Here is a 20,832-nt window from a genome sequence, read left to right as displayed (position 1 = left end):
GTTACTCCGGTCTGAAGGGTTCGTAGATCGAGGCGGGCACGTCGTAGCCCCACATCCGGAACCGTTCGGCAAAGGCGCTGCGAACGCCGGTGGCCGTGAAATGGCCGATGATCTTGTTATCGGGGGTCAGGCCGACGCGCTGGAAGCGAAAGATTTCTTGCATTGAAATCACATCGCCTTCCATGCCGGTGATCTCGGTGATCGAGGTCATGCGGCGCGAGCCGTCCTGCAGGCGGCTGGCCTGGACGATCAGGTTGACCGCGCTTGCGATCTGGCTGCGCATGGCCTTGAGCGGCATCTCGATCCCCGCCATCGCGATCATGTTTTCCAGACGCGCAACACCATCGCGGGCGCTGTTGGCATGGATCGTGGTCATCGAGCCATCGTGGCCGGTGTTCATGGCCTGCAGCATGTCGATGACCTCCTCGCCGCGAGTCTCGCCGACGATGATACGGTCGGGACGCATCCGCAGGGCGTTTTTCAGGCAGTCGCGCGGGGTGACGGCGCCCTTGCCCTCGACGTTGGGCGGGCGGCTTTCCATGCGGCCGACGTGGCTCTGCTGCAGCTGCAGTTCGGCGGTGTCCTCGATGGTCAGGATGCGTTCGCTGTCGTCGATGAAACTGGACAGCGCGTTGAGCGTCGTGGTCTTGCCCGAGCCCGTCCCGCCCGAGACGATAATGTTCAGGCGCGTGGCGACGGCGGCCTGCAGGTAGACGGCCATTTCCTCGGTGAAGGCGCCGAAGTTCACCAGGTCGTCGATGCCCAGCTTGTCCTTCTTGAACTTCCGGATGGACACAAGGCTGCCGTCGATGGCCACGGGCGGTACCATCGCGTTGAAACGCGACCCATCCGCCAGACGGGCGTCGACGTAGGGGTTCGATTCATCGACGCGCCGGCCCACGGCCGAGACGATCTTGTCGATGATCCGCATCAGGTGGCGTTCATCCTTGAAGGTCACGTCCGACAGCGTCAGCTTGCCGTTCTGTTCGATGAATATCTGCTGGGGACCGTTGACCAGGATGTCCGAGATCGTCTCGTCCTTGAGCAGTGGTTCCAGAGGGCCGAGCCCCTTCACCTCGTCGTAGAGATCGGCCATCATCGCGCGGCGTTCGTCGCGGTTCAGAACGACGCCCTTCTCCTGCAACGTCTCGTTGGCGATCGCGCTGATTTCCTCGCGCAGCTCCCCTTCCGAGGCCTTGTCCAGCGCGGCCAGGTTCAGGTTTTCCAAGAGAGCGCGGTGTAGTTCCAGCTTGATTTCGCCAAGCCGTTCCTTGCGCTTCTTTTCCTTGTCCACGGGGGCCGCCTGTGCGGCGGGTTTCGCCTTGCGTCGCACGGCTGTGGGCTGGACGGCAGGCTGCGCGGCGGCCGGGGCCGCCGGGGCAGGGGCCTTGACCGGCTGGGCGCCGGGAGCGGAGTTTTTCTTGTAACGCGAGAACATGTATATCCCCTGGATCAGGCGGCTTCGGCGTCGCTGTCGCCGATGGCGTTGAGCTGCTGGGCAAGCTTGACGATTTCGCGGCGCAGCGGGTTCTTGGCCGCGTGGCTGGCCAGCGGCAGCCCGTGGTCGCAGGCCTGCATGACGGTTCGGCCGCCATCCGGGAGCTGCACGTCCAGCGAGATCGCCAGGCTGTCGGCCAGCCGCTTGACGCGGCTCTTGCCCTGCAGGTCGGTGAATTTCGGCGCCCGGTTGAGCGCAAAGCGGATCTTCTCGAAAGGCAGTTCCTCGGATTGCAGCGCCCGTTTCAGGCGCAGCGTGTTCTGGGCCGACCGCATGTCCAGTTCGATCAGCGCGAAATACAGCTGCGCCTCTGTCAGCACGGTTTCCGTCCACTGCACGACGGTGGAGGGCATGTCGACGATGACATAGTCGAAATGCTCACGCGTGATGTCCAGCAGGCGTTTGATCTCGGTCGGTCCGATGATGTCCAGTGGCAGGATGTCCGAGGGTGCGGTAAAGACCTGCATCTTGTCCTCGAAGCTGACCAGTGCCTGGCCGAAACTGTCACCGTCCATCGCCTCGATGTCGGACAGGGTTTCGTAGACGGCTTCGCGGCGGGGCAGGTCGAGATAGGTCGAGACAGAGCCGAACTGCAGTCCAAGGTCGATCAGGCAGACCTTGGGCTGTTTTTCCTTTCCGCCGGTGGCCAGCTCATAGGCCAGGTTCACCGCCAGGGTCGTGGCGCCGACGCCGCCGGCAAGGCCGTGAACGGCGATCAACACGCCGTCACCGCCACCGGACAGGCGGACGCCTTCGGCATTGGTGGCGGGCGCGGGTTCGGACTGAACGGCGGCGGGTGCAGGCTGGCGCAGGCGTTCCAAGGCCCCGGCCAGCTCACCCTCGGGCAGGGGGTAGGGCACGAATTCATCGGCCCCGTCGCGCAAGAGATGGTGCAACGAGGCGGGCGTCACGTCTTCGGCGATCAGGATGACCTTAACGCCATTTTCCTTGGCGGCGTGAATGACCTGGGACAACATCGGCAGGTCCGGCTCGTCGATGGCGTCGATGGCCATTGCCACGAATTCCAGCGACCGTCCGTCAGGCTGGTTCAGGAAGGCCGTGGCCTCGTCGAAGCCGAGGTCCCCCCATCCTTCTCCAAGCAGGGCTTCCATGTCGTCGATGAGCAGGTCGAAGTTCTGGACGTCGCGGCTGATGGTGCAGGCGACGATCGGCGCCGGCTCCGTTTGCTGTTGTGTCGCGTTGGTCATGCCTGTCGTCCTTTACTTTTGCCGGACCGGGTGGACGTGGCTAAGAGAAGTCCCCCGGACCCGCGGTGCGCGACTCGGGATTTGCGCACGCACTGGTTCTCCAAGGCGACAGTCCCCCATAATCGAGGCAACATTTGGGCCAAAAAACCGAAATTGTACGGTGAACGGGGACTGACGGCGGGCCTTGGTACGCCCTCGCATCCCTCCAGTGGTCAATAGGATTATTCGATCAATTCAAACGAGTATGGTGCATGCGCATGAATGACCCTCCCGTGCGCGGACATGAAAAAAGGGGCCGTTTGGCCCCTTTCCTTGCCGGTCCCAAGTCAGGATCACTCGGTGATCGCGAGATCCTGTCCCTGCTGTCCGGTCAGCCCGGTCTTGGGTTCGGCGCTGTTGATATACTCGCGATAGATCACCTCGGCATATTTGCCATCCAGCACCGTGGGGTGGCTGGACACAAAGCCCGACACCTCGGTCACGGTGCGGCGGTTGCGGCGTTCGCGGCCCTCGGTCACAATCAGCGGCTGTGTCTCGCCGTAGGAAACGACGGCTTCGAGGCGCGAACGGCTGATGCCCTGGCTGACGAGGTAGTTCACGACCGCATTGGCCCGCCGCAGGCCCAGGCTCTTGTTGTAGCCGTTGCTGCCGACCTTGTCGGTGTGACCGTAGACGCGGAACCGGATTTCCGGGAACTGGCGGATCCACTGGGCCTGTTCGCGCAGCGTGTCGCGCGCGCCGTGGTCCAGAACGGCGCTGTTGAAGGCAAAGTTCACCGTCGTCATCACTTCGGAGGCAAAGCGTTGCGACATGTCGTAGATGATCTGCTTTTCGCCGGTCATCAGCTGGTGATTGTTCATAGTGGCATTGCCGAAGTGACCGGTGTCGATCAGCGCGCCCGCCTCGCGGTCAAACCCGACAGGGGCCTGGCTGCATCCGGCGATCAAGAGGCCCGCGGTCAGCGCGGCGGAAAAGGGAAGCCTGATCATCATTCGCCTCTGCATCAATCCATCACATATCCGTAGGAGCCGGTGAAGTCCTGCTTGGCCACTTCACCCGCGGCCCCGGAATTCGGCGCCTTCTGCCCCGGCTTGCCGGCGACCTTGCCACGCAGGAAGAGGTCACGTTCGGTCGGGGGAACAACGCGGTCGGTCGGAAGGGCCAGGTATTCGCCTCGCGTCGGCGTCACCAGGTGCGGGGTCACGATGATCACCAGTTCGGACTGCGAGCGCTGGTATTCCGCGCTGCGGAAGAGCGCGCCCAGCACCGGCACGTCGCCCAGCCAGGGCAGCTGCGAGTTGCGGTCGGTGAAATCGTCCATCAGCAGGCCCGCGATGGCAAAGCTTTCGCCGTCACGCAGTTCGACAGTGGTCGAGGTTTCGCGTCGCTTGAAGCCGTTGATCGAGATGTCCGAAAGAACGATCGAGTTGTTGGTGTCGATCGACGAGACCGCGGCCTCGAGCTCGAGGTTGATCAGGTCGCCATCGACCACCCGGGGGATGAAGTTCAGCTCCACGCCGAAGGGCTTGTACTCGATGGTGATGGTATTGTTCTGCTGGCTGACCGGGACGGGGTATTCGCCACCTGCCAGGAACTTTGCCTCCTGGCCCGACAGTGCGGTCAGGTTCGGTTCGGCCAGGGTGCGCACGATGCCCTTGCGTTCCAGCGCCTCCAGCATGATGCCCACTTCGAGCCCGCCGGCGTTGAAACCAAAGAGAACTGCGCCCTCGACGTCCAGTCCCTGCGGTGCCAGCTTGTCGGCGACGGCGTCGACCGCCGCATCCGAAGCGGCGCTCAAGGTCCCCAGTTCAAGGCCGAGATCGCCGCCTGCAACCGATCCGCCGGTGGCCAGCGAGGTTCGCAGCATCTTGGCCGCTGTGCGTTCCATCTCGGCGAAACGGACCTTCAGCATGACTTGCTGCACGCCGCCCACGGACATCAGGTTCGACACGCGGTCGGGCGCATAGCGCTGTGCAAGGTCCAGGGCGCGTTGCATCCTGGCCGTCGACGACACGGTCCCCGACAGCACGATGCCGTCATTGGCGGTGCGCACCTCGATCTTTTCCTGGGGAAGGATCTGGCGCAGCCGTTCCTTGAACTCGGACACATCGGGCGAGACGCGGATATCGACGTTCGAGATCAGCTCACCCGCCGCGTCGAGAATGGTGAGCGTCGTCGTTCCAGGCGCCTTGCCGAGCACGTAGATATTGCGGTCGTTCAACGACGAGATGTCCGCGATCGCAGGATTGGCGATGGACAATTCCGCAAAGGGAATATCGCTTTCGACCACCAGTGCGCGGTTCATCGGGACGTTGAGCACAGGTTGCGTGCCATTGCGCAGGATGCGCAGGTTGTCCGCCTGTGCGTACTGCACCGCCAGCGGGGCGACCGCAAGCGACAGGCCCAGGAGGGCCGTCTTCAGGAATCTGTCAATGGTCATGTGACCTGCCTCTCGATCACTGCTCGGACGCAGGTCTGACGCCTGCATTTTTCCCGAACATGCGGCATTTCGTGTTTTTTTGCAAGAATCAATGGCTTCAGTGTTGCGGCTTATGTGGACAACCCGCAACACGCCGGGTATTTTCGCAACAAGAGGCCCCCGCCAAGGCAGGGGCCTGATCTTTTCAAGCGGTTGAATTCGCCGTTCGAATTTGCGCGTCAGTTGGTGCAGGGGATCGGGATCTCGACCACTTCGGCGCCGCGACGCACCCGGGTGGTGCAGGTCTTGTCGGCTTTCTTCTCGGCGCGTTCCTCGGCCACGATCCCCAGAAGTGACCGCTGGTCCACCTCGATCGCCTCGGCAACGGTATCGTCCAGCTGGGACATCAGCGACAGAGACAGCTTTCCGGTCGACTGGGCCTGCGCAAGGGCGGCGACCTGTTGCGGACTGGCGGCCACGGTCACGGTGCGGGCAATGGTTGCGGTGTTGTATTCAGTGTCGGCGGTCTGGTCGATGGCAATCAGGCGGATACCGGTCTGGATCAGCTTGGTTACCTCGCCGGACGAGCGTTCACCGATCTCGCCGGGCAGGCGGCCTGTCCAGTAGACATCGACCCGGTCGCCCGGACGCAGGAAACCGGACACGCCCGAAGCCACGTCGACCTTGATCGCAAAGGCGCGCTGCCCACGATCAAGGCGCGAGGTCAGGCCTGCGTCGCCGCCGGGTTCGGACACCTTCACCTTCATCAGCACTTCGGCCTTCTCGATCGGGCGCATGGCGAGGCGGGGTTCCTGGCCGTCGACGAAGAAGGGATTTTCCTCGTCGAAATAGTCCTCGGGGAGGGCCTGCCTGGGCCAGTGGGTCAGCACGACGTCCTCCGGCTTGATCTCTTCGCCGTAGTTGATGGCGCGTTTCGTGATGAAGACCTTGGCCACCGGAACAGAGGCGCCTGCCTTGGCACGCTCTTCTGCCAGGGCGCTCTCGTACGCCCCGATGTAATTCTGCGCCATGTAGACGGCAAAGCCCGCCAGGGCGAGGCCGGCGATCAGCACAAGTCCGAATACGAGTCGCATATGTCACCTCACTTGGACAAACTTGGATTCGCCGGTTTCCCGGCCCGGATCATCCTGGCGGGGGAATGCGGCAAGAACGGGACACTCGCTGGGCGGTTTGGCGACGCCTCTGCCCTCCTGTGGCAGAACGCGGCGACGGGCGGCCCGCGCAACGGGCCGCCCTTGCGAATGTCGTGGCAGCAGGGGGTCAGAAGTCGTTCTGGCGGACAAGTTCGGCGGCAAGGCCGTCGCGCAGGCCGAGCGTCGAGTTTTCCGCCGCGGTATAGGCCGCGATGCAGAAACCGACGATTGCGGCGGTCAGAATGACCCAGTCCACGGTCACGGCACCATCTTCCTCGGCCGCAAAGGCTCTCATCAGATCACGCATGGTGTTACTCCGGGCTGGACCGCACAAGCAGAAATGCGGTTGTGAAAAAGGCGCGCGCCGCGGCGGGCGCGCGCCTGGGTCTTCAGGTGATCGCCATCGGGCGATCAGGCAACTCAGAAGTCGTTTTCGAGAGCGACGCGTGCGGCGGCGTTGTCGATCAGCGTCTGCGAGTTGGTCTCGATGGTGGTGTAGGCGGCGACGGCCAGGCCCACGACGGCTGCGGTAAGGACGACCCAGTCGACAGTCACGGCGCCGTTTTCGTCTTTGCGGAAGTTCTTGATGAAGTTGATCATTGGTTTTCTCCGGTCGACCTCTCGGTCGGTCATGTCTTGATGAAGTTGATCATTGGTTTTCTCCGGTCGACCTCTCGGTCGGTCATGTCATGTGCGGTAGGGAGGGCCAGCCGCCAGGCGGCCGGGCCCAGGGGGATACGCGGCGCTCAGGCCGCGCCCGACTTAGAAGTCGTTTTCGAGAGCGACGCGTGCGGCGGCGTTGTCGATCAGCGTCTGCGAGTTGGTCTCGATTGTGGTGTAGGCTGCGACGGCCAGGCCCACGACGGCTGCGGTCAGGACAACCCAGTCGACAGTCACGGCGCCGTTTTCGTCTTTGCGGAAGTTCTTGATGAAGTTGATCATTGGTTTTCTCCGGTCGACCTCTCGGTCGGTCATTTCATGTGCGGTAGGGAGGGCCAGCCGCCAGGCGGCCAGGCCATGAGGGATACGCGGCGCTCAGGCCGCGCCCGACTTAGAAGTCGTTTTCGAGAGCGACGCGTGCGGCGGCGTTGTCGATCAGCGTCTGCGAGTTGGTCTCGATGGTGGTGTAGGCGGCGACGGCCAGGCCCACGACGGCTGCGGTCAGGACAACCCAGTCGACAGTCACGGCGCCGTTTTCGTCTTTGCGGAAGCTCTTGATGAAGTTGATCATTGGTCTCTCTCCGTAGATATCTTGCTTTGCTTTCAGCGACCGTCTTGGGCGTTGCGGGCCTCTCTCACCTTGCCCTGTCCCTCGTCGGTATGAACTTATTAAGCAGTTGGTTTGGGGCGAGAGTGTGGCTCGAATGGATTGATTTTGCAGCCGGGTCGGATTTTTGAGAGAATCCATATAGGTACTTGTATTGGTTTCAAAAAATTCTGTTTTCTGGATGTCCAGACCGTTAATTTCGGCCCTGGAATGCCTGCTTTCGAAGGCGCCGGTTCGGCCTTTCGCAACACTGATGGATAAATTCCGCGGATTGTGCGAGACTGTGGAAAAGTCAGACCGAAAAACGGGGATCGAGCAGGCCCATGGTCGTCAGAATGCTGATTTGCGCCGCAATTGCGGCCAGTTTGGCCTGTGCGCAGGGCGCCCAGGCACAGGATGGGACCGGGGCACCGGCTCAGGATTTCACTTTCAAGCGGGTGACGCCCCCCAAGGCCGGGGTCAAGAAACGCATCACCGTCCAGATCGCGCCGCGTGCCAACCCGGCTGTGGCGCCGCCGCTGCCCTCTGCACCCGCAAAGGCGCCGACCGCGGCACCGCAGGCAACCGCCGCCTTGGCTGCCGTGCCTTCAGTCCCGCTGGGTAGCTACTCCTGGTTCTGGACCGCCGTTTCGCCCGAGGCTACGGCCACCGGGCCGGGACGATTGGCCCCCGCGCTGGCCACGCTGACCAAGGGCCCCGAGGGGCAGAGCGTCGGCGGCCCGCGCCTGCAGGCGCTGCAGGACATCGCGCAGGTCCACGGCGTCGACCTTCTGCGGGAGACAGTGGGCACCCGCGTTTCGCCGGCCTTTGCCCTGGCAGTGATCGCCGTGGAGTCCGCCGGCGCGCCCAGGGCGCAAAGCAAGGCGGGCGCACAAGGGCTGATGCAACTGATGCCGGCCACCGCCGAGCGCTTCGGGGTCAAGGATTCCTTCGATCCGGTTCAGAACATCCGGGGCGGGGTCGCCTTTCTGGACTTCCTGATGGAGAAATTCGAGGGTGATCCAATCCTCGTGCTCGCCGGCTACAACGCAGGCGAGAACTCCATCGGTCAGCACGGGGGCGTGCCGCCTTACGCCGAGACGCGGGATTACGTCCCCAAGGTGCTGGCCGCCTTTCAGGTCGCCAAGGGGCTGTGCATGACGCCGCCCGAGTTGATCTCGGACGGCTGCGTGTTCCGGGTGATGTCGCAGTAAGGCGGCTCTGTCCCGGGCCTGCACCGGGACCCCGCCGGGATCAGCCCCGCAGGACCGCGCCCGGGTTCATGATGCCCTTCGGGTCCAGTGCCGATTTGATCGCCCGCATCGCGGCGAGCTTGGCCGGATCGCCATAGCGTTCAAGGTCATCGACCTTCAGCCGCCCGATGCCGTGCTCTGCACTGACGGAACCGCCCAGTTCATGCACAAGGTCGTGCACGCAGGTCTTGATCGCGTCGCGCTGATCGACATGGTCGGCCTTGGTCCGGCCCGGGACCGGGAACACATTGTAGTGCAGGTTGCCATCGCCTGCGTGGCCGAAACAGTTGATGCGCCAGTCCCCCAGCCGGGCCAGCGCCGGACCGGCCCGCGAGATGAACTCGGGGATGGCGCCAAGCGGGACGGAAATGTCGTGGCTGGAGACGGCCCCCACAAGGCGGTTTGCCTCGGACATGTGCTCTCGCAGTGTCCAGAGCGCCTCGGACTGGGTCAGCGACTGTGCCACGATGCCGTCCGTGACCAGGTCGGCCTCATGCGCTGCGGCAAAGAGGGTTTCCAGCGCCTCGGCAGGATCGGCGCCACGCCCCAGGCCGATGTCCATCAGCACGCTCCACTCTGGCGGCGTGTCCCAGGGTTGGCGCAGGTTGGGCAGTTTCTCTGCCAGGAAGTCGAACCCGGTGCGGTGCATCAGCTCGAAGGCGCTGATCGTCTCGCCCAGCTGGCCGCGCGCAAGTGCCAGAAGGGTCAGCGCTGCCTCGGGCGAGGGGACCGTCAGCAGGGCCGTGCCGGTGGCCGCGGGCCGGGGCGCCAGTTTCAGGCTGGCTGCCGTGATGATGCCCAATGTGCCTTCGGCCCCGATCAGCAGGTGGCGCAGGTCATAGCCGGTGTTGTCCTTGCGCAGCCGTTTCAGCCCGTGCCAGACCGACCCGTCGGGCAGGACTGCCTCCAGTCCCAGAACCTGGTCGCGGGCATTGCCGTAGCGCAGCGTGTTGATGCCGCCCGCATTGGTTCCCAGCAAGCCGCCGATCCTGGCAGAGCCTTCGGAAGCCAGCGACAATGGGAACAAACGGTCCACGTCGGCAGCGGCGCTCTGGACATCGGCCAGGATTGCGCCGGCTTGGACCACGGCCGCGTTTTCCTGCGGGTGGACCGAACGGATGGCCGACATGCGTTCCAGCGAGACGATCAGAGGTGCAGGGCCGTCCGGTTTCAGCTGGCCGCCGACAAGGCCGGTTCCGCCGCCAAGGGGGATGATGCCGACGCCTGTTTCGGCACAGGTCCGCACGATCGTGGAAACCTCTTCCGTGGACCGGGGCAGGGCGATCCATTCCGCCGTGCTGGTCCAGCGTCCACGCGGTTCCTCGCGGTGGCGGGCCTCTGCGGGACGCAGGGTGTCATCGGGTAGCAGCGCCGAGAGGCGCTGGACAAAGGCGTGATCGGCGGGGGCAAGCGGCATGGCATCCTCTTTCTTCGGATGCCCGCACTTGTGGCACGCGGGTCAGCGGGGGGCCAGCCCCTCGCGCTCCCCGAGGTGTGTGCCGCCCAAAGAGGGCCGGGTCAGTCCGGGTCGGTCAGGTAGCGAGGCTGCAGCACGATGACGGTGGGTCGGCGCGGCAGGTCGCGCAATGAGATCTCGAGCGTCGCATCGCTGCGCCGGTCGATCTGGAAGGTGTCGCTGACGTCGGCCAGGAACCGTTCCAGGGCGTAGCCGGAGAACCAGTGCATCGGGATCACGACCGAGCTTTTCAGCCGGTCGACGATCCGTTTGACTGTCGACAGCGGCATCGTCATGCCGCCGTCCACCGGCACCATCAGCACATCCGCCCGCCCAAGCGCGGCGTATTGCCGGCCGGTCGGTTCGTGGTGCAAGTGGCCAAGATGGGCGATGCAGAGGCCCTCGACCTCGAAGATGAAGATGGAATTGCCGTTCGGCTCGTCCCCGCCATAGGCAGAGCGGATGTCGGTCGAGACATTGCGGATCAGCATTTCACCAAGGTCCAGGTAATGATCGACGCCTTCGCCAAAGACCTCTCCCCATCCGCGCAGGACGTGAGGGATGGCCGGATCGACGGCATGGGTCCAATGCGTTGTGTGGGCGTGGTTCATGGTGACGATGTCGGGGATCATCCGCGTGGTGCCGATATTTCCGTTGTAATCGGTCACGGCCTCCAGCCCGCCGCGTGTCTGGATCAGGAAGGAGGCATGGGCGATGTAGTGGATGCGAACCGTGTATTCGGGGATCGGCGCGGTCCAGCTAGCCTTGTGCAGGTATTCGATCCCCGGGGCCGCATCCGCTATGGCGATGCAGTGCGAAGGTCGGCGCTGTTCCTGGGCCTGTACCAGCGTGGCGGTCAGGAAAAGAAGGGCGGCGGCAAGGCGGATCATTGGGCGCTCCTGTCGGGTGACGTCCCGGAAAGGGTAGCGCGGCTGCGGCCCCGGCCAAATTCACAATTTCGCCGGGAACGGCCGGTCAGTGTATGGGGATGCTTTTCTGTGCATCAGGATGAGGCCCAGAGGCGTCTAGCCGACCTCGGTCCGGCCACGCCTGTCCGACCGCAACGAGGCATAGAGCACGTGGGTCCGCCAACGGCCATTGATCTGCAGGTAGCTTTGCGCCACGCCCTCGTACTTGAAGCCCGACTGTTCCAACAACCCGCGCGAGGCGACGTTTTCCGGCAGGCAGGCGGCCTCCATCCGGCTCAGCCCCATCTTCTCGAAGGCCTGGTGAACCATCATGGCGATGGCCTCGGACATGTAGCCGCGCCGAGTGTAGCGTTCGCCGATCCAGTAGCCCAGCGTACCCGCCTGTGCCGGGCCGCGGCGGATATTGTCCAGCGTGATCGCGCCCAGCAGCGCCTGGTCCTCGCGGCGGATCAGGAACAGCGGCAGGGCCGAGCCGGTCCCGATCGAGCGTGAGGCCCAGTAGACACGGTTGGTAAAGGCCTTTCGCGTCAGGTGGTCGGTGGACCAGGATGGCTCCCAGGGGGTCAGGAACTCGCGGCTTTCGCGGCGCAGGTTCGACCAGGGCGTGAAATCGGAATGCACGGGCGGGCGCAGCGTCAGGCGCTCTGTCTCGAGCTGTACCTTGCGCCGGAACGCCAGCATCATGCCGCCCGGCGTGCCTGCAGCTCGGAGAGCGTGGGGGCCTCTGCGACGGGACCGTAAAGCGCCATCGCGGCGGCGGCCTCTGCGGCCTGCGCCTCGGCAAAGCGCAACACGTCCTCGCGCGTGACCGCGTCGATCTTGGCGACTGTGCGCTCGATGTCGGGGACTTCTCCCCAGATCTGGACCATGCGCGCGCTGCGTTCGGCGCGGGACGAGGGGCTTTCGAGGCCCATCAGCAGGCCGGCCTTCATCTGGGCGCGGGCACGCTCGATCTCGGCGGGGCTCATGTCCTCGGCGCTGCGTTTCATTTCGTCCACGGTCAGCGTGATCAATTCCGGCATCTCGGCGCCGGAGGTGCCGGCATAGATCGTCGTCATGCCGGTGTCGGCATAGGCGCCGTTCTGGGCAAAGATGGTGTAGCAGAGGCCGCGTTTCTCGCGGATTTCCTGGAACAGCCGCGATGACATGCCGCCGCCTAGGGCCACGGAGTAGATCTGGGCGGTGTAGAATGCCGGATCGCGATACCCCGGTGCCTCGAAGGCCAGAGCCAGGTGCGCCTGTTCAAGATCCTTGGTCCGCCGCGTTTCGCCGCCGTGGAACCGTGCGGGATCGGCAGACAGGGCGCTGCGCGGAACCATGTCGCCAAAGAGCGCCTCGGCCTGTTTGACCAGCGAGTCATGATCCACCGCGCCCGCGGCCGACAGGATCATCTGGTCCGGCCCGTAATGTTCGTTCACGAAGCCCGCGAGGTCGCCACGGTCGAACCCCTGCACGCGCGCGGCCTCGCCGAGGATGGTGCGGCCGATGGGCTGATCGGGATAGGCCTGTTCCTGCAACCAGTCAAAGATCACGTCGTCGGGCGTGTCATGCGCCTGGCCGATCTCCTGCAGGATGACATGGCGTTCGACCTCGATTTCCCTGGGGTCGAACACCGGGTCCCGCAGGATGTCGGCGATCACGTCCACGGCCAGCGCCACGTCCGGTTCCAGAACGCGGGCGTAGTAGGCCGTGACCTCGCGCGAGGTATAGGCGTTGATATAGCCGCCCACGTCCTCGATCGCCTCAGCGATCTGCAGGGCGCTGCGGGTCTTGGTGCCCTTGAAGGCCATGTGTTCCAGGAAGTGCGCGATGCCGTTCTGTTCTTTGCGTTCGTGCCGCCCTCCGGCCGTGACCCATAGCCCGACCGCGGCACTTTGCAGGCCGGGCATGTTTTCGGTCACGACGCGCAGTCCGTTGGAAAGGGTGGCGATCTGAACACTCACTTGGCAATACGCTCCTGGATGAGGGATTCGAGGGCGGCGAGGTCGTTCTGCACCCGCGTCACCCGTTCCGGACGCTCATACAGATCGGCCATGCGATTTGGAAGAGGGGGGCGAATGCCGCTGGCCTTTTCCACCGCGTCAGGGAACTTGGCCGGATGCGCGGTGGCCAGCGTGATCATCGGTGTTGCCGGGTCGCGCTGTGCCTCACCCACGCGGACACCCACAGCAGAATGCGGGCAAAGCAGCTCTCCCATCGTGGCATGGGCGGTGCGGATCGTTTCCAGCGTGTCTTCTTCGGACACGCGGCCCGAATCGAAATGCTCGCGCAGGGCCTCCAGCGCGCCCTGGCTGACCTTGAAACCACCGGCTTTCAGCTCGTCCATCAGTTGCGCCACGGCGGCCCCGTCGCGGCCATAGGCATCAAAGAGCGCGCGTTCGAAGTTGCTGCTGACCTGGATGTCCATCGACGGGCTGATCGAGGGATGGACCTCGGAGGTCTGGTAGTCGCCCGACGACAGGCAGCGGTGCAGGATGTCGTTCTGGTTGGTGGCGACTACCAGCCGGTCTATGGGCAGGCCCATCTTCTTGGCGATGTAGCCGGCAAAGATATCCCCGAAGTTGCCGGTGGGCACGGTAAAGCTGACCTTGCGATCCGGCGCACCCAAGCTGACGGCGGCGGAGAAATAGTAGACGACCTGCGCCAGCACGCGCGCCCAGTTGATCGAGTTCACACCGGCCAGCCGTACGCCATCGCGGAACTCGAAGTGGTTGAACATGTCCTTGAGCCGCGCCTGGCAGTCGTCGAAATGCCCCTCCAGCGCCAACGCGTGCACGTTGGCCTCGGCCGGAGTGGTCATCTGGCGGCGCTGCACCTCGCTGACCCGGCCATGCGGGAACAGGATGAAGACGTCGACGTTGTCCAGCCCCTTGAAGGCCTCGATGGCCGCCGATCCGGTATCGCCCGAGGTCGCGCCGACGATGGTCACACGTTCTCCCCGGCGTTCCAGGGCCTCCTGGAACAGCTGGCCAATCAGCTGCATGGCAAAGTCCTTGAAGGCCAGCGTGGGGCCGTGGAACAGCTCGAGCAGGAAATGGCCCGGCGCCAGTTGCACCAGCGGCGCCCGCGCGCCGTGGCCGAACCCGGCATAGGCCTTGGCGATCAGGTCGGCGAACACTTCGTCGGTAAAGCCCTCGCCGACGAAGGGGCGCATCACGCGGAACGCCGTTTCCTCGTAGCTGAGGCCGTGCAGGGCGCGGATGTCGTCCGCGCTCATCTGAGGGATGGTTTCAGGGACATAGAGGCCGCCGTCACGCGCGAGACCGGACAGCATCGCCTCTTCGAATGTCAGCGCAGGCGCCTGTCCGCGGGTGGAGATGTAACGCATGTCAGGCCTCCCTGCCTGTTTTCAGCCGCCTGATCCAGACGCCTGTCATGATGAGCCAGACCGCGGCGAGCGAATACCACGTTATGGCGTATTGCAAGTGATCGTTGGGAATGCCGCTGGTGTCGACGGGCAGGGGCGACACACCCTCGTCGGCGGGCGACATTGTCCGTGTCACGACCAGCAGGGGTTCGGTATCCAGCCTGTCCGCCATCTGTTCTAGATCGCGTGCAAACCATGTATTGTCCGCCGGATCGTTGTCGGGGGTCGAGGAATTGCGGTCATCGGGCCAGTGCAGATTGCCCGTCACCTCCGCCGGTCCGGCGTAGCGGGGTCTGTCCTTCCGGTCGACGGGGACAAAGCCGCGATCAATCAGCACGCGCCGCCCCTCCGCTGTCTGAAAGGCCGAGATGAGACGCCAGCCGGCGCCACGCTGTTTGACGGAGACAAGCACGGCCAGTGTCTCGGCGCCGATCTCTCCGGTCAGGGTCGTGGGCTGGTAGCGTTGCGCCTCGGGATCGATCAGCCGGGGCAGGGGCTGTGGGGCACTTGCGATCGTGGTCTCGATCTCGTCGAGGATGCCCCGTTTCCATTCCAGCCGCTGCAATTGCCAGGTGCCCAGCCAAAGCAGGATGGCGATGCCTGTCAGGCCAATCAGCAGGGGGGCGATGTAGCGTCTCAAGCGGAGCTCCGGAAACGAAAAAGGCGCGCCCGGGTGGGGCGCGCCTTGGTGTACCTTGTGGGCCGTGAGGTTCAAGGCCTGATGTAAGGCGGGGGTCGCCCCGCCGCATCTTCAGCCGCCCCAGATGTAGACCGCAGCAAAGAGGAACAGCCAGACCACGTCGACGAAGTGCCAGTACCATGCCGCCGCTTCGAACCCGAGGTGGTTGGTGGCGGTGAAATGGCCGCGGTAGACGCGGATCAGGCAGATGAACAGGAAGATCGTGCCGATGATCACGTGCGCGCCGTGGAAGCCCGTCGCCATGAAGAAGTTGGCGCCGTAGATGTTGCCACCGAAACCGAAGGCCGCGTGGCTGTATTCATAGGCCTGGAAGACGGTGAAGATCAGGCCCAGCAGGACGGCAATGATCAGGCCCGACTTGACGTCCTGGCGGTTGTCCTCGTGCACCAGCGCGTGGTGCGCCCAGGTCGCCGCCGCGCCCGAGCAGAGCAGAATCAGCGTGTTGATCAGCGGCAGGTGCCAGGGATCGAAGGTCTCGATGCCCGCGGGCGGCCAGACGCCGTCGACGGCGGGCGAGTTGCCGTCGGGATCCATCGGGTACATGGCGTGTTTGAAGAACGACCAGAACCAGGCGAAGAAGAACATCACCTCGGACATGATGAACAGGATGAAGCCATAGCGCAGGCCGATCAGCACGACCGGCGTGTGATCGCCGACCTGGTTCTCCGCCACAGTGTCCGACCACCAGCCGAACATGGTGTAAAGCACGCCGACAAAGCCGATCAGGAACATCCAGGGGCCGTTGTCATGGAACATCAAAACCGCGCCGAACAGCATGACGAAGCCGGCAACCGCCCCGAGGAAGGGCCAGATAGAGGGGTTCAGGATGTGGTAGTCGTGGTTCTTTGCATGCGCCATTGCGGTTCCCTCGTTAGGCGTTAGTTCACGGACGCTTTCGCGTCTTTCTTGGCGTCGAGCGCGGCCTGCGTCTCTTCGGGCAGGTCGATCTCGTAGAAGGTATAGGACAGCGTGATGTGGTTGGTGTGCTTGGCGTCCCGATCGGTGACGATCTCGGGGTCGACAAAGAAGCTCACCGGCATCTGCACGCGTTCACCGGGCATCAGCACCTGTTCGGTAAAGCAGAAGCATTCGATCTTGGAAAAGAAGGCGCCGGCCTCGTAGGGGGCCACGTTGTAGGAGGCCTGCCCGGCGATGGGACGGTCGGTGGGGTTGTAGGCCTCGTAGAAGGCCAGGCCTTCTTCGCCGATGCGAATGGTCATCTCTGTCTGCATGGGTTTGAACTCCCACGGCATCCCGCGTTCCTTCGAGGCATCGAAACGCACCTTGATCGTTTGGTCCAGCACGTCGCCGGCCGCCACGGCCACGTTGGGCGTGCCGCCAAAACCGGTCACCCGGCAGAACCAATCGTAGAACGGTACAGAGGCCCAGGCGAGGCCCCCCATCAGGACGACGACACCGACCGTCTGGTAGACCGTCTTCAGCTTGCCATCAGTTGCCATCAGTTACTCCCTGTTGCGGTTGCATCTGGAAGTCCCCCCGGGTGACTTTCACGACGGTCAGCCCGAATATTATCGCTATGAATGCCGCCAGCACCAGTCCGACGCCGATGTTGCGACCGCGGCGGCGCTTGTGCAGCTCGTGTTCCTTGACCAGGCTCATGCCCAGACCCCCATGCGATCCAGACCCGCGTCCACCAGGATCGCGCCGAAATGCGCGAAGAGGTACAGCAGCGAGAGCTTGAAGAATTTCTTTTCCACCTTGTAGCTGTCCGCTTCGGCCTGCGCCTCGTCGCGGCGCGCAATCTGCACGGCGCCTTTCAGGAACAGGGCGTTCAGCAGCAGGGAGGTGGCCAGGTAGACCGGGCCGCCGACCTGGGTAAAGCCCAGCCCGATGGCGAAGATGGCCAGCAGCACGGTGTAACCCAGGATATGGCGGCGGGTCGCGCGGCGACCGTGGGTCACGGTCAGCATCGGCACGGTGGCATTGTCATAGTCCATGCGCACAAAGAGGGCGAGCGCCCAGAAGTGCGGCGGCGTCCAGAGGAAGGTGAGGCAGAACATCAGCACCGAGGCGGTTGAGATGTCGCCGGTTGCGGCGGCCCAGCCGATCATCGGGGGGAAGGCCCCGGCGGCACCGCCGATCACGATGTTCTGCGGCGTCAGCCGTTTGAGCCACATCGTGTAGATCACGACGTAGAAGAAGATGGTGAAGGCCAGCAGCCCCGCCGCCACCCAGTTGGTGGCGAGGCCCAGGAAGACCACGGCAAAGACCGACAGGGTCAGGCCGATGGCCAGCGCTTCGTCCCGGGTGACCTTGCCGGCGGGAATCGGGCGCTTGGCGGTGCGTTTCATCACCGCGTCGATATCCGAATCGTACCACATGTTCAGGGCGCCCGAGGCACCGCCGCCCACGGCAATGAACAGCACCGCGCAGAATCCCACGAAGGGATGCACACCGACCGGCGCGGCCAGCAAGCCGACAAAGGCGGTGAAGACGACAAGCGTCATCACCCGCGGCTTCAGCAGGGCGAAGTAGTCGCCGAACTGGGCCTCGTTCTCGTAGGGGCTGGCGTGCAGGCTGGCGTCGCTCATCTTTGGTCCCTGTGGTCAAAAGATGCGCCGGACGGGCGCACCTTGCAAGTTGGGCATGGGATGGGTCCTGGGACCCATCCGGTCTCAGTTGGTCAGAACTTCGCGAACGTCGGTGTAGCCACCTTCGTCGATAGAACGCTGCAGCCAGGCTTCGTAGGCCTCTTCGCTGACGACCTTGACGGTGATCGGCATGTAGGCGTGCGCGATACCGCAGAGTTCCGAGCACTGGCCGTAGTAGACGCCCTCTTTCTCGGGGGTAAACCACAGTTCGGCCAGGCGGCCGGGAACGGCGTCCTGCTTCACGCCGAAGGCGGGAATGGTCCACGAGTGGATCACGTCGGCACCGGTCACCTGCATCACGACGGTCTTGCCCACGGGCAGGACGATGGCGGTGTCGGTGGCCAGAAGGAAGTCGCTCTTCTCATAGCCGGCATCGACCAGCTGTTCCTCGACGGCCGGGGTCATGCGGTTGTCGCCACCGGTGGCGGGCGAACCGATCATGTAGGCGTCGTAGATCAGGTCGGTTCCGACATATTCGTAGCCCCAGTACCACTGGTAGCCGGTCACCTTGATGGTGATGTCGCCCTCGGGGATCTCCTGCTGCTTGAACAGCACCGGCAGCGAGAAGGCGCCGATGAAGACGAGGATGACGATCGGGCCGATGGTCCAGGCCACCTCGAGCGGAGAGTTGTGCGTGAAGGAGCTGGGGTTCGGGTTCGCCTTGCGGTTGAACCGCACGTAGATGAAGGCCATCAGGGCGACGACCAGCAGGCAGATGGCGGTGATGATCACCAGGATCATGCCGTCCAGCCACTGCAGATCGGCCGCCAGTTCGGTGGCGGCGGGCTGGAAGCCCATGCCACCGTCGTGGGGTTTGCCCACGACGGGAAGGTCCTGCGCCAGTGCCGGCGCGGCGATGAAGGCGCTCAGAAGGCCCAAAAGCATCGGTTTGCTTTGCATGTCTCACCCTGATCGGTTGCGAGTGTGGTCGGACGGGAGGAACACCGCAGTAGACACGGCAGTTCACGCACCTCCCATTGCGTTCTGTCTGCTTAAAATCATATTCTGGAATGCCAGGAAAGCACGGTTCTTGCGGCAAACCGCCGCTTTTTTTGATCCAGATCAAGCGGCGATGTCGCAGGGCATGTCCTGCGAGGGCAATTCGGGCAGGCATAGGCGTGCCCGTTTCGCCGGTTTCAAAGCGTCTGAGCGCGGTCGTGAACTGTTACTTGCCGATGGGCGTGCCTCTGGTGTCTGGCCCTGTATCTATGCCGATGCCCGCGCCGTCCACCTTGTGAGGGACGTTTTCCGACATGGGGGGCAGGGATCCGGGCTTTTCGATGGTCAGCGTGCTGGTGTTCCGGTCCAGCGTCACCCCGCCCCCGCTTGGCGGGGCCTGCAGCATTTCGATCACGTCGATGTACTGGGCCGAGGCACCGCCAGCGCTGAGGGCAAGGAGCAGTGCAGTCAAAGTCTTGCGCATGGATCGTCCTCCCGAATGACATTGCAACCTAACACGACGTGCCTCCTTTCCCAAACGCGCCCGACCTCTGCCGTGGTCAAGCCGATGCCGATGGTCTAGGTCTTGGGGCAACAGACGCCCTGACCGATCCCGGAGTTTCACATGTCCAACGCTCCCTTTCGCCCGTTCGAGACCCATCTGGACCTCGATGCCACCACAGCGCTTGTCCGCGACGCGCTGGCCGGTGCCGAGGATGGCGAGCTTTTCATCGAGCGCGCCCGTTCCGAAGCGCTCGTTCTCGATGACGGACGGGTCAAGACCGCCAGCTATGATTCCTCCGAGGGCTTCGGCCTGCGTGCGGTGCGCGGCGAAGTGGCGGGCTATGCCCATGCTTCCGAGATCAGCGAAGCGGCGCTGAAGCGGGCGGTGGACACGGCGCGGCTGGCCATCGGAGATGGCGGCGGGATCATGGCGCCGCCCCCCGCGGGCACCAACCGGCACCTTTATACGGACGCCGATCCCATCGAGGGAGCCAGTTTCCCGGTCAAGCTGGAAACCCTGCGCGAGATCGACGCCTTCACCCGTGATCTCGATCGCCGCGTCGTGCAGGTGACAGCGACAATCGCCGCCTCCTTGCAGGAGGTCTCGATCCTGCGCGCCGACGGAACGCTGGTTTCGGACGTGCGGCCGATGACACGGGTCAATGTCTCGGTCATCGTCGAGGAGAACGGCCGCCGCGAATCCGGCACCGCGGGTGGTGGCGGGCGTGTGGCCCTGGACGGGCTGCTGGCGCCGCAGGACTGGCAGTCCAAGGCGCGAGAGGCGCTACGCGTCGCGCTGGTCAACCTCGAGGCGGAACCGGCCCCGGCGGGTGTCATGGACATCGTGTTGGGCCCCGGATGGCCGGGCATCTTGCTGCATGAGGCTGTGGGTCACGGGCTTGAAGGGGATTTCAATCGCAAGGGCTCGTCCGCATTTGCCGGCCTGATGGGCCAGCAGGTCGCCGCAAAGGGCGTGACGGTGCTGGACGATGGCACGATTCCGGACCGTCGCGGCTCGATCACCGTGGATGACGAGGGCACGCCCTCGGGCAAGAACGTGCTGATCGAGGACGGCAAGCTGGTAGGTTTCATGCAGGATCGGCAGAACGCGCGCCTCATGGGGGTCGACCCGACGGGCAACGGACGGCGGCAGAGCTATGCCCATATCCCGATGCCGCGCATGACCAACACCTACATGCTGGGCGGCGATTCGGATCCCGCGGATATCGTTGCCGATCTCAAGGATGGCATCTGGGCCGTTGGCTTTGGCGGCGGACAGGTGGACATCACCAATGGCAAGTTCGTCTTTTCCTGTACCGAGGCCTACCGCGTGAAGAACGGCAAGGTGGGCGCCCCGGTCAAGGGCGCGACGCTGATCGGTGACGGGGCAAATGCGCTGAACCGTATCCTGGCGCTTGGCAACGACATGGAGCTGGACCCGGGCATGGGCAATTGCGGCAAGCAGGGCCAATGGGTGCCGGTGGGCGTGGGACAGCCGACCGTGATGATCGGGGGGCTTACGGTTGGCGGCGCCCAGGCCTGACCCC

At 64.2% G+C, this 20,832-nt stretch carries 23 protein-coding genes; 2 read left to right on the top strand and 21 right to left on the bottom strand.

Annotation, left to right across the window (positions count from 1 at the left end; translation table 11 throughout):
• Position 1 precedes the first annotated feature (1 nt).
• The 9 genes from G9Q80_RS25025 to G9Q80_RS24985 all read right to left on the bottom strand — a co-directional run bounded on the left by G9Q80_RS25025 (position 2) and on the right by G9Q80_RS24985 (position 7,510).
• Complete coding sequence (locus G9Q80_RS25025) at positions 2-1,438, bottom strand: TadA family conjugal transfer-associated ATPase (protein WP_088715393.1); 1,437 nt, start codon at positions 1,436-1,438, stop codon at positions 2-4.
• Between the two features lie 14 nt (positions 1,439-1,452).
• Positions 1,453-2,706, bottom strand: a complete 1,254-nt coding sequence (locus G9Q80_RS25020; RefSeq protein ID WP_088715394.1) for a CpaE/TadZ family protein — start codon at positions 2,704-2,706, stop codon at positions 1,453-1,455.
• Between the two features lie 332 nt (positions 2,707-3,038).
• Complete coding sequence (locus tag G9Q80_RS25015) at positions 3,039-3,695, bottom strand: OmpA family protein (RefSeq protein WP_223306163.1); 657 nt, start codon at positions 3,693-3,695, stop codon at positions 3,039-3,041.
• A 14-nt stretch (positions 3,696-3,709) separates the two neighbouring features.
• The gene (locus tag G9Q80_RS25010; RefSeq protein WP_043138332.1) at positions 3,710-5,146 is read right to left on the bottom strand and encodes a type II and III secretion system protein family protein; all 1,437 of its coding nucleotides are present in this window, start codon (positions 5,144-5,146) and stop codon (positions 3,710-3,712) included.
• A gap of 218 nt (positions 5,147-5,364) precedes the next feature.
• Complete coding sequence (cpaB, locus tag G9Q80_RS25005) at positions 5,365-6,219, bottom strand: Flp pilus assembly protein CpaB (RefSeq protein WP_043138330.1); 855 nt, start codon at positions 6,217-6,219, stop codon at positions 5,365-5,367.
• A gap of 187 nt (positions 6,220-6,406) precedes the next feature.
• Positions 6,407-6,586, bottom strand: a complete 180-nt coding sequence (locus G9Q80_RS25000; protein WP_069208984.1) for a Flp family type IVb pilin — start codon at positions 6,584-6,586, stop codon at positions 6,407-6,409.
• 113 nt (positions 6,587-6,699) lie between these two features.
• Positions 6,700-6,879 carry a hypothetical protein gene (locus G9Q80_RS24995; RefSeq protein ID WP_043138327.1) on the bottom strand — a complete coding sequence of 60 codons (180 nt, stop codon included), beginning with the start codon at positions 6,877-6,879 and terminating at the stop codon, positions 6,700-6,702.
• A 162-nt stretch (positions 6,880-7,041) separates the two neighbouring features.
• Positions 7,042-7,221 carry a hypothetical protein gene (locus G9Q80_RS24990; protein WP_043138327.1) on the bottom strand — a complete coding sequence of 60 codons (180 nt, stop codon included), beginning with the start codon at positions 7,219-7,221 and terminating at the stop codon, positions 7,042-7,044.
• Positions 7,222-7,330: 109 nt separating this feature from the next.
• Positions 7,331-7,510: a hypothetical protein gene (locus G9Q80_RS24985; RefSeq protein WP_168246593.1), complete on the bottom strand. Its 180-nt coding sequence runs from the start codon at positions 7,508-7,510 to the stop codon at positions 7,331-7,333.
• A 359-nt stretch (positions 7,511-7,869) separates the two neighbouring features.
• Between G9Q80_RS24985 and G9Q80_RS24980 the strand changes: the two genes are divergently transcribed.
• On the top strand, positions 7,870-8,739 hold the full coding sequence (locus G9Q80_RS24980) for a lytic transglycosylase domain-containing protein (protein ID WP_088715395.1): 870 nt from the start codon (positions 7,870-7,872) through the stop codon (positions 8,737-8,739).
• Positions 8,740-8,779: 40 nt separating this feature from the next.
• On the opposite strand, the gene G9Q80_RS24975 is transcribed toward G9Q80_RS24980, so the two are convergent.
• From G9Q80_RS24975 to G9Q80_RS24920, 12 genes are all read right to left on the bottom strand, one after another.
• Positions 8,780-10,195 carry an FAD-binding oxidoreductase gene (locus tag G9Q80_RS24975; protein ID WP_088715396.1) on the bottom strand — a complete coding sequence of 472 codons (1,416 nt, stop codon included), beginning with the start codon at positions 10,193-10,195 and terminating at the stop codon, positions 8,780-8,782.
• A gap of 101 nt (positions 10,196-10,296) precedes the next feature.
• Positions 10,297-11,124: an MBL fold metallo-hydrolase gene (locus G9Q80_RS24970; RefSeq protein ID WP_074621745.1), complete on the bottom strand. Its 828-nt coding sequence runs from the start codon at positions 11,122-11,124 to the stop codon at positions 10,297-10,299.
• 135 nt (positions 11,125-11,259) lie between these two features.
• On the bottom strand, positions 11,260-11,844 hold the full coding sequence (locus G9Q80_RS24965) for a GNAT family N-acetyltransferase (protein ID WP_069208986.1): 585 nt from the start codon (positions 11,842-11,844) through the stop codon (positions 11,260-11,262).
• Entirely contained in the window at positions 11,844-13,106 is a 1,263-nt protein-coding gene (locus tag G9Q80_RS24960; protein WP_043138318.1) for a M16 family metallopeptidase, read from the bottom strand. The genes G9Q80_RS24965 and G9Q80_RS24960 overlap by 1 nt, the downstream gene beginning before the upstream one ends.
• On the bottom strand, positions 13,103-14,491 hold the full coding sequence (thrC, locus tag G9Q80_RS24955) for a threonine synthase (protein WP_088715397.1): 1,389 nt from the start codon (positions 14,489-14,491) through the stop codon (positions 13,103-13,105). Before thrC ends, G9Q80_RS24960 begins: the two co-directional genes overlap by 4 nt.
• Position 14,492: 1 nt before the next feature.
• Entirely contained in the window at positions 14,493-15,170 is a 678-nt protein-coding gene (locus G9Q80_RS24950; RefSeq protein WP_088715398.1) for an SURF1 family protein, read from the bottom strand.
• 111 nt (positions 15,171-15,281) lie between these two features.
• Positions 15,282-16,088 carry a cytochrome c oxidase subunit 3 gene (locus tag G9Q80_RS24945; protein WP_043138308.1) on the bottom strand — a complete coding sequence of 269 codons (807 nt, stop codon included), beginning with the start codon at positions 16,086-16,088 and terminating at the stop codon, positions 15,282-15,284.
• Between the two features lie 20 nt (positions 16,089-16,108).
• Positions 16,109-16,690 carry a cytochrome c oxidase assembly protein gene (locus tag G9Q80_RS24940; RefSeq protein WP_088715399.1) on the bottom strand — a complete coding sequence of 194 codons (582 nt, stop codon included), beginning with the start codon at positions 16,688-16,690 and terminating at the stop codon, positions 16,109-16,111.
• Complete coding sequence (locus G9Q80_RS24935; RefSeq protein ID WP_043138304.1) at positions 16,680-16,850, bottom strand: cytochrome c oxidase system small membrane protein; 171 nt, start codon at positions 16,848-16,850, stop codon at positions 16,680-16,682. The genes G9Q80_RS24940 and G9Q80_RS24935 overlap by 11 nt, the downstream gene beginning before the upstream one ends.
• Entirely contained in the window at positions 16,847-17,782 is a 936-nt protein-coding gene (gene cyoE / locus G9Q80_RS24930) for a heme o synthase (RefSeq protein ID WP_043138302.1), read from the bottom strand. Before cyoE ends, G9Q80_RS24935 begins: the two co-directional genes overlap by 4 nt.
• A gap of 84 nt (positions 17,783-17,866) precedes the next feature.
• Positions 17,867-18,742: a cytochrome c oxidase subunit II gene (gene coxB / locus G9Q80_RS24925; protein ID WP_043138300.1), complete on the bottom strand. Its 876-nt coding sequence runs from the start codon at positions 18,740-18,742 to the stop codon at positions 17,867-17,869.
• 265 nt (positions 18,743-19,007) lie between these two features.
• Positions 19,008-19,265, bottom strand: coding sequence for a hypothetical protein (locus tag G9Q80_RS24920; RefSeq protein WP_074621740.1), 258 nt, complete (start codon positions 19,263-19,265; stop codon positions 19,008-19,010).
• A gap of 141 nt (positions 19,266-19,406) precedes the next feature.
• Between G9Q80_RS24920 and tldD the strand changes: the two genes are divergently transcribed.
• On the top strand, positions 19,407-20,828 hold the full coding sequence (gene tldD / locus G9Q80_RS24915; RefSeq protein WP_043138295.1) for a metalloprotease TldD: 1,422 nt from the start codon (positions 19,407-19,409) through the stop codon (positions 20,826-20,828).
• The last annotated feature ends 4 nt before the right edge of the window (positions 20,829-20,832 follow it).

It is taken from the genome of Mameliella sp. LZ-28 (genome assembly GCF_012274245.1).
GTDB lineage: Bacteria > Pseudomonadota > Alphaproteobacteria > Rhodobacterales > Rhodobacteraceae > Antarctobacter > Antarctobacter albus.
This window is presented reverse-complemented; position numbering and strand designations above follow the sequence as displayed.

Excerpts from the sequence above, each read along its gene's own strand:
- G9Q80_RS24935 (WP_043138304.1), bottom strand. The coding sequence starts at position 16,850 with ATGAGCCTGGTCAAGGAACACGAGCTGCACAAGCGCCGCCGCGGTCGC.
- G9Q80_RS24945 (WP_043138308.1), bottom strand. The coding sequence starts at position 16,088 with ATGGCGCATGCAAAGAACCACGACTACCACATCCTGAACCCCTCTATC.
- G9Q80_RS24965 (WP_069208986.1), bottom strand. The coding sequence starts at position 11,844 with ATGCTGGCGTTCCGGCGCAAGGTACAGCTCGAGACAGAGCGCCTGACG.
- cyoE (WP_043138302.1), bottom strand. The coding sequence starts at position 17,782 with ATGAGCGACGCCAGCCTGCACGCCAGCCCCTACGAGAACGAGGCCCAG.
- G9Q80_RS25000 (WP_069208984.1), bottom strand. The coding sequence starts at position 6,586 with ATGCGTGATCTGATGAGAGCCTTTGCGGCCGAGGAAGATGGTGCCGTG.
- G9Q80_RS24970 (WP_074621745.1), bottom strand. The coding sequence starts at position 11,124 with ATGATCCGCCTTGCCGCCGCCCTTCTTTTCCTGACCGCCACGCTGGTA.
- G9Q80_RS25020 (WP_088715394.1), bottom strand. The coding sequence starts at position 2,706 with ATGACCAACGCGACACAACAGCAAACGGAGCCGGCGCCGATCGTCGCC.
- thrC (WP_088715397.1), bottom strand. The coding sequence starts at position 14,491 with ATGCGTTACATCTCCACCCGCGGACAGGCGCCTGCGCTGACATTCGAA.
- G9Q80_RS25010 (WP_043138332.1), bottom strand. The coding sequence starts at position 5,146 with ATGACCATTGACAGATTCCTGAAGACGGCCCTCCTGGGCCTGTCGCTT.
- cpaB (WP_043138330.1), bottom strand. The coding sequence starts at position 6,219 with ATGCGACTCGTATTCGGACTTGTGCTGATCGCCGGCCTCGCCCTGGCG.
- G9Q80_RS24995 (WP_043138327.1), bottom strand. The coding sequence starts at position 6,879 with ATGATCAACTTCATCAAGAACTTCCGCAAAGACGAAAACGGCGCCGTG.
- G9Q80_RS25025 (WP_088715393.1), bottom strand. The coding sequence starts at position 1,438 with ATGTTCTCGCGTTACAAGAAAAACTCCGCTCCCGGCGCCCAGCCGGTC.
- tldD (WP_043138295.1), top strand. The coding sequence starts at position 19,407 with ATGTCCAACGCTCCCTTTCGCCCGTTCGAGACCCATCTGGACCTCGAT.
- G9Q80_RS24975 (WP_088715396.1), bottom strand. The coding sequence starts at position 10,195 with ATGCCGCTTGCCCCCGCCGATCACGCCTTTGTCCAGCGCCTCTCGGCG.
- G9Q80_RS24990 (WP_043138327.1), bottom strand. The coding sequence starts at position 7,221 with ATGATCAACTTCATCAAGAACTTCCGCAAAGACGAAAACGGCGCCGTG.
- G9Q80_RS24980 (WP_088715395.1), top strand. The coding sequence starts at position 7,870 with ATGGTCGTCAGAATGCTGATTTGCGCCGCAATTGCGGCCAGTTTGGCC.
- coxB (WP_043138300.1), bottom strand. The coding sequence starts at position 18,742 with ATGCAAAGCAAACCGATGCTTTTGGGCCTTCTGAGCGCCTTCATCGCC.
- G9Q80_RS24920 (WP_074621740.1), bottom strand. The coding sequence starts at position 19,265 with ATGCGCAAGACTTTGACTGCACTGCTCCTTGCCCTCAGCGCTGGCGGT.
- G9Q80_RS24985 (WP_168246593.1), bottom strand. The coding sequence starts at position 7,510 with ATGATCAACTTCATCAAGAGCTTCCGCAAAGACGAAAACGGCGCCGTG.
- G9Q80_RS24940 (WP_088715399.1), bottom strand. The coding sequence starts at position 16,690 with ATGGCAACTGATGGCAAGCTGAAGACGGTCTACCAGACGGTCGGTGTC.
- G9Q80_RS25015 (WP_223306163.1), bottom strand. The coding sequence starts at position 3,695 with ATGATCAGGCTTCCCTTTTCCGCCGCGCTGACCGCGGGCCTCTTGATC.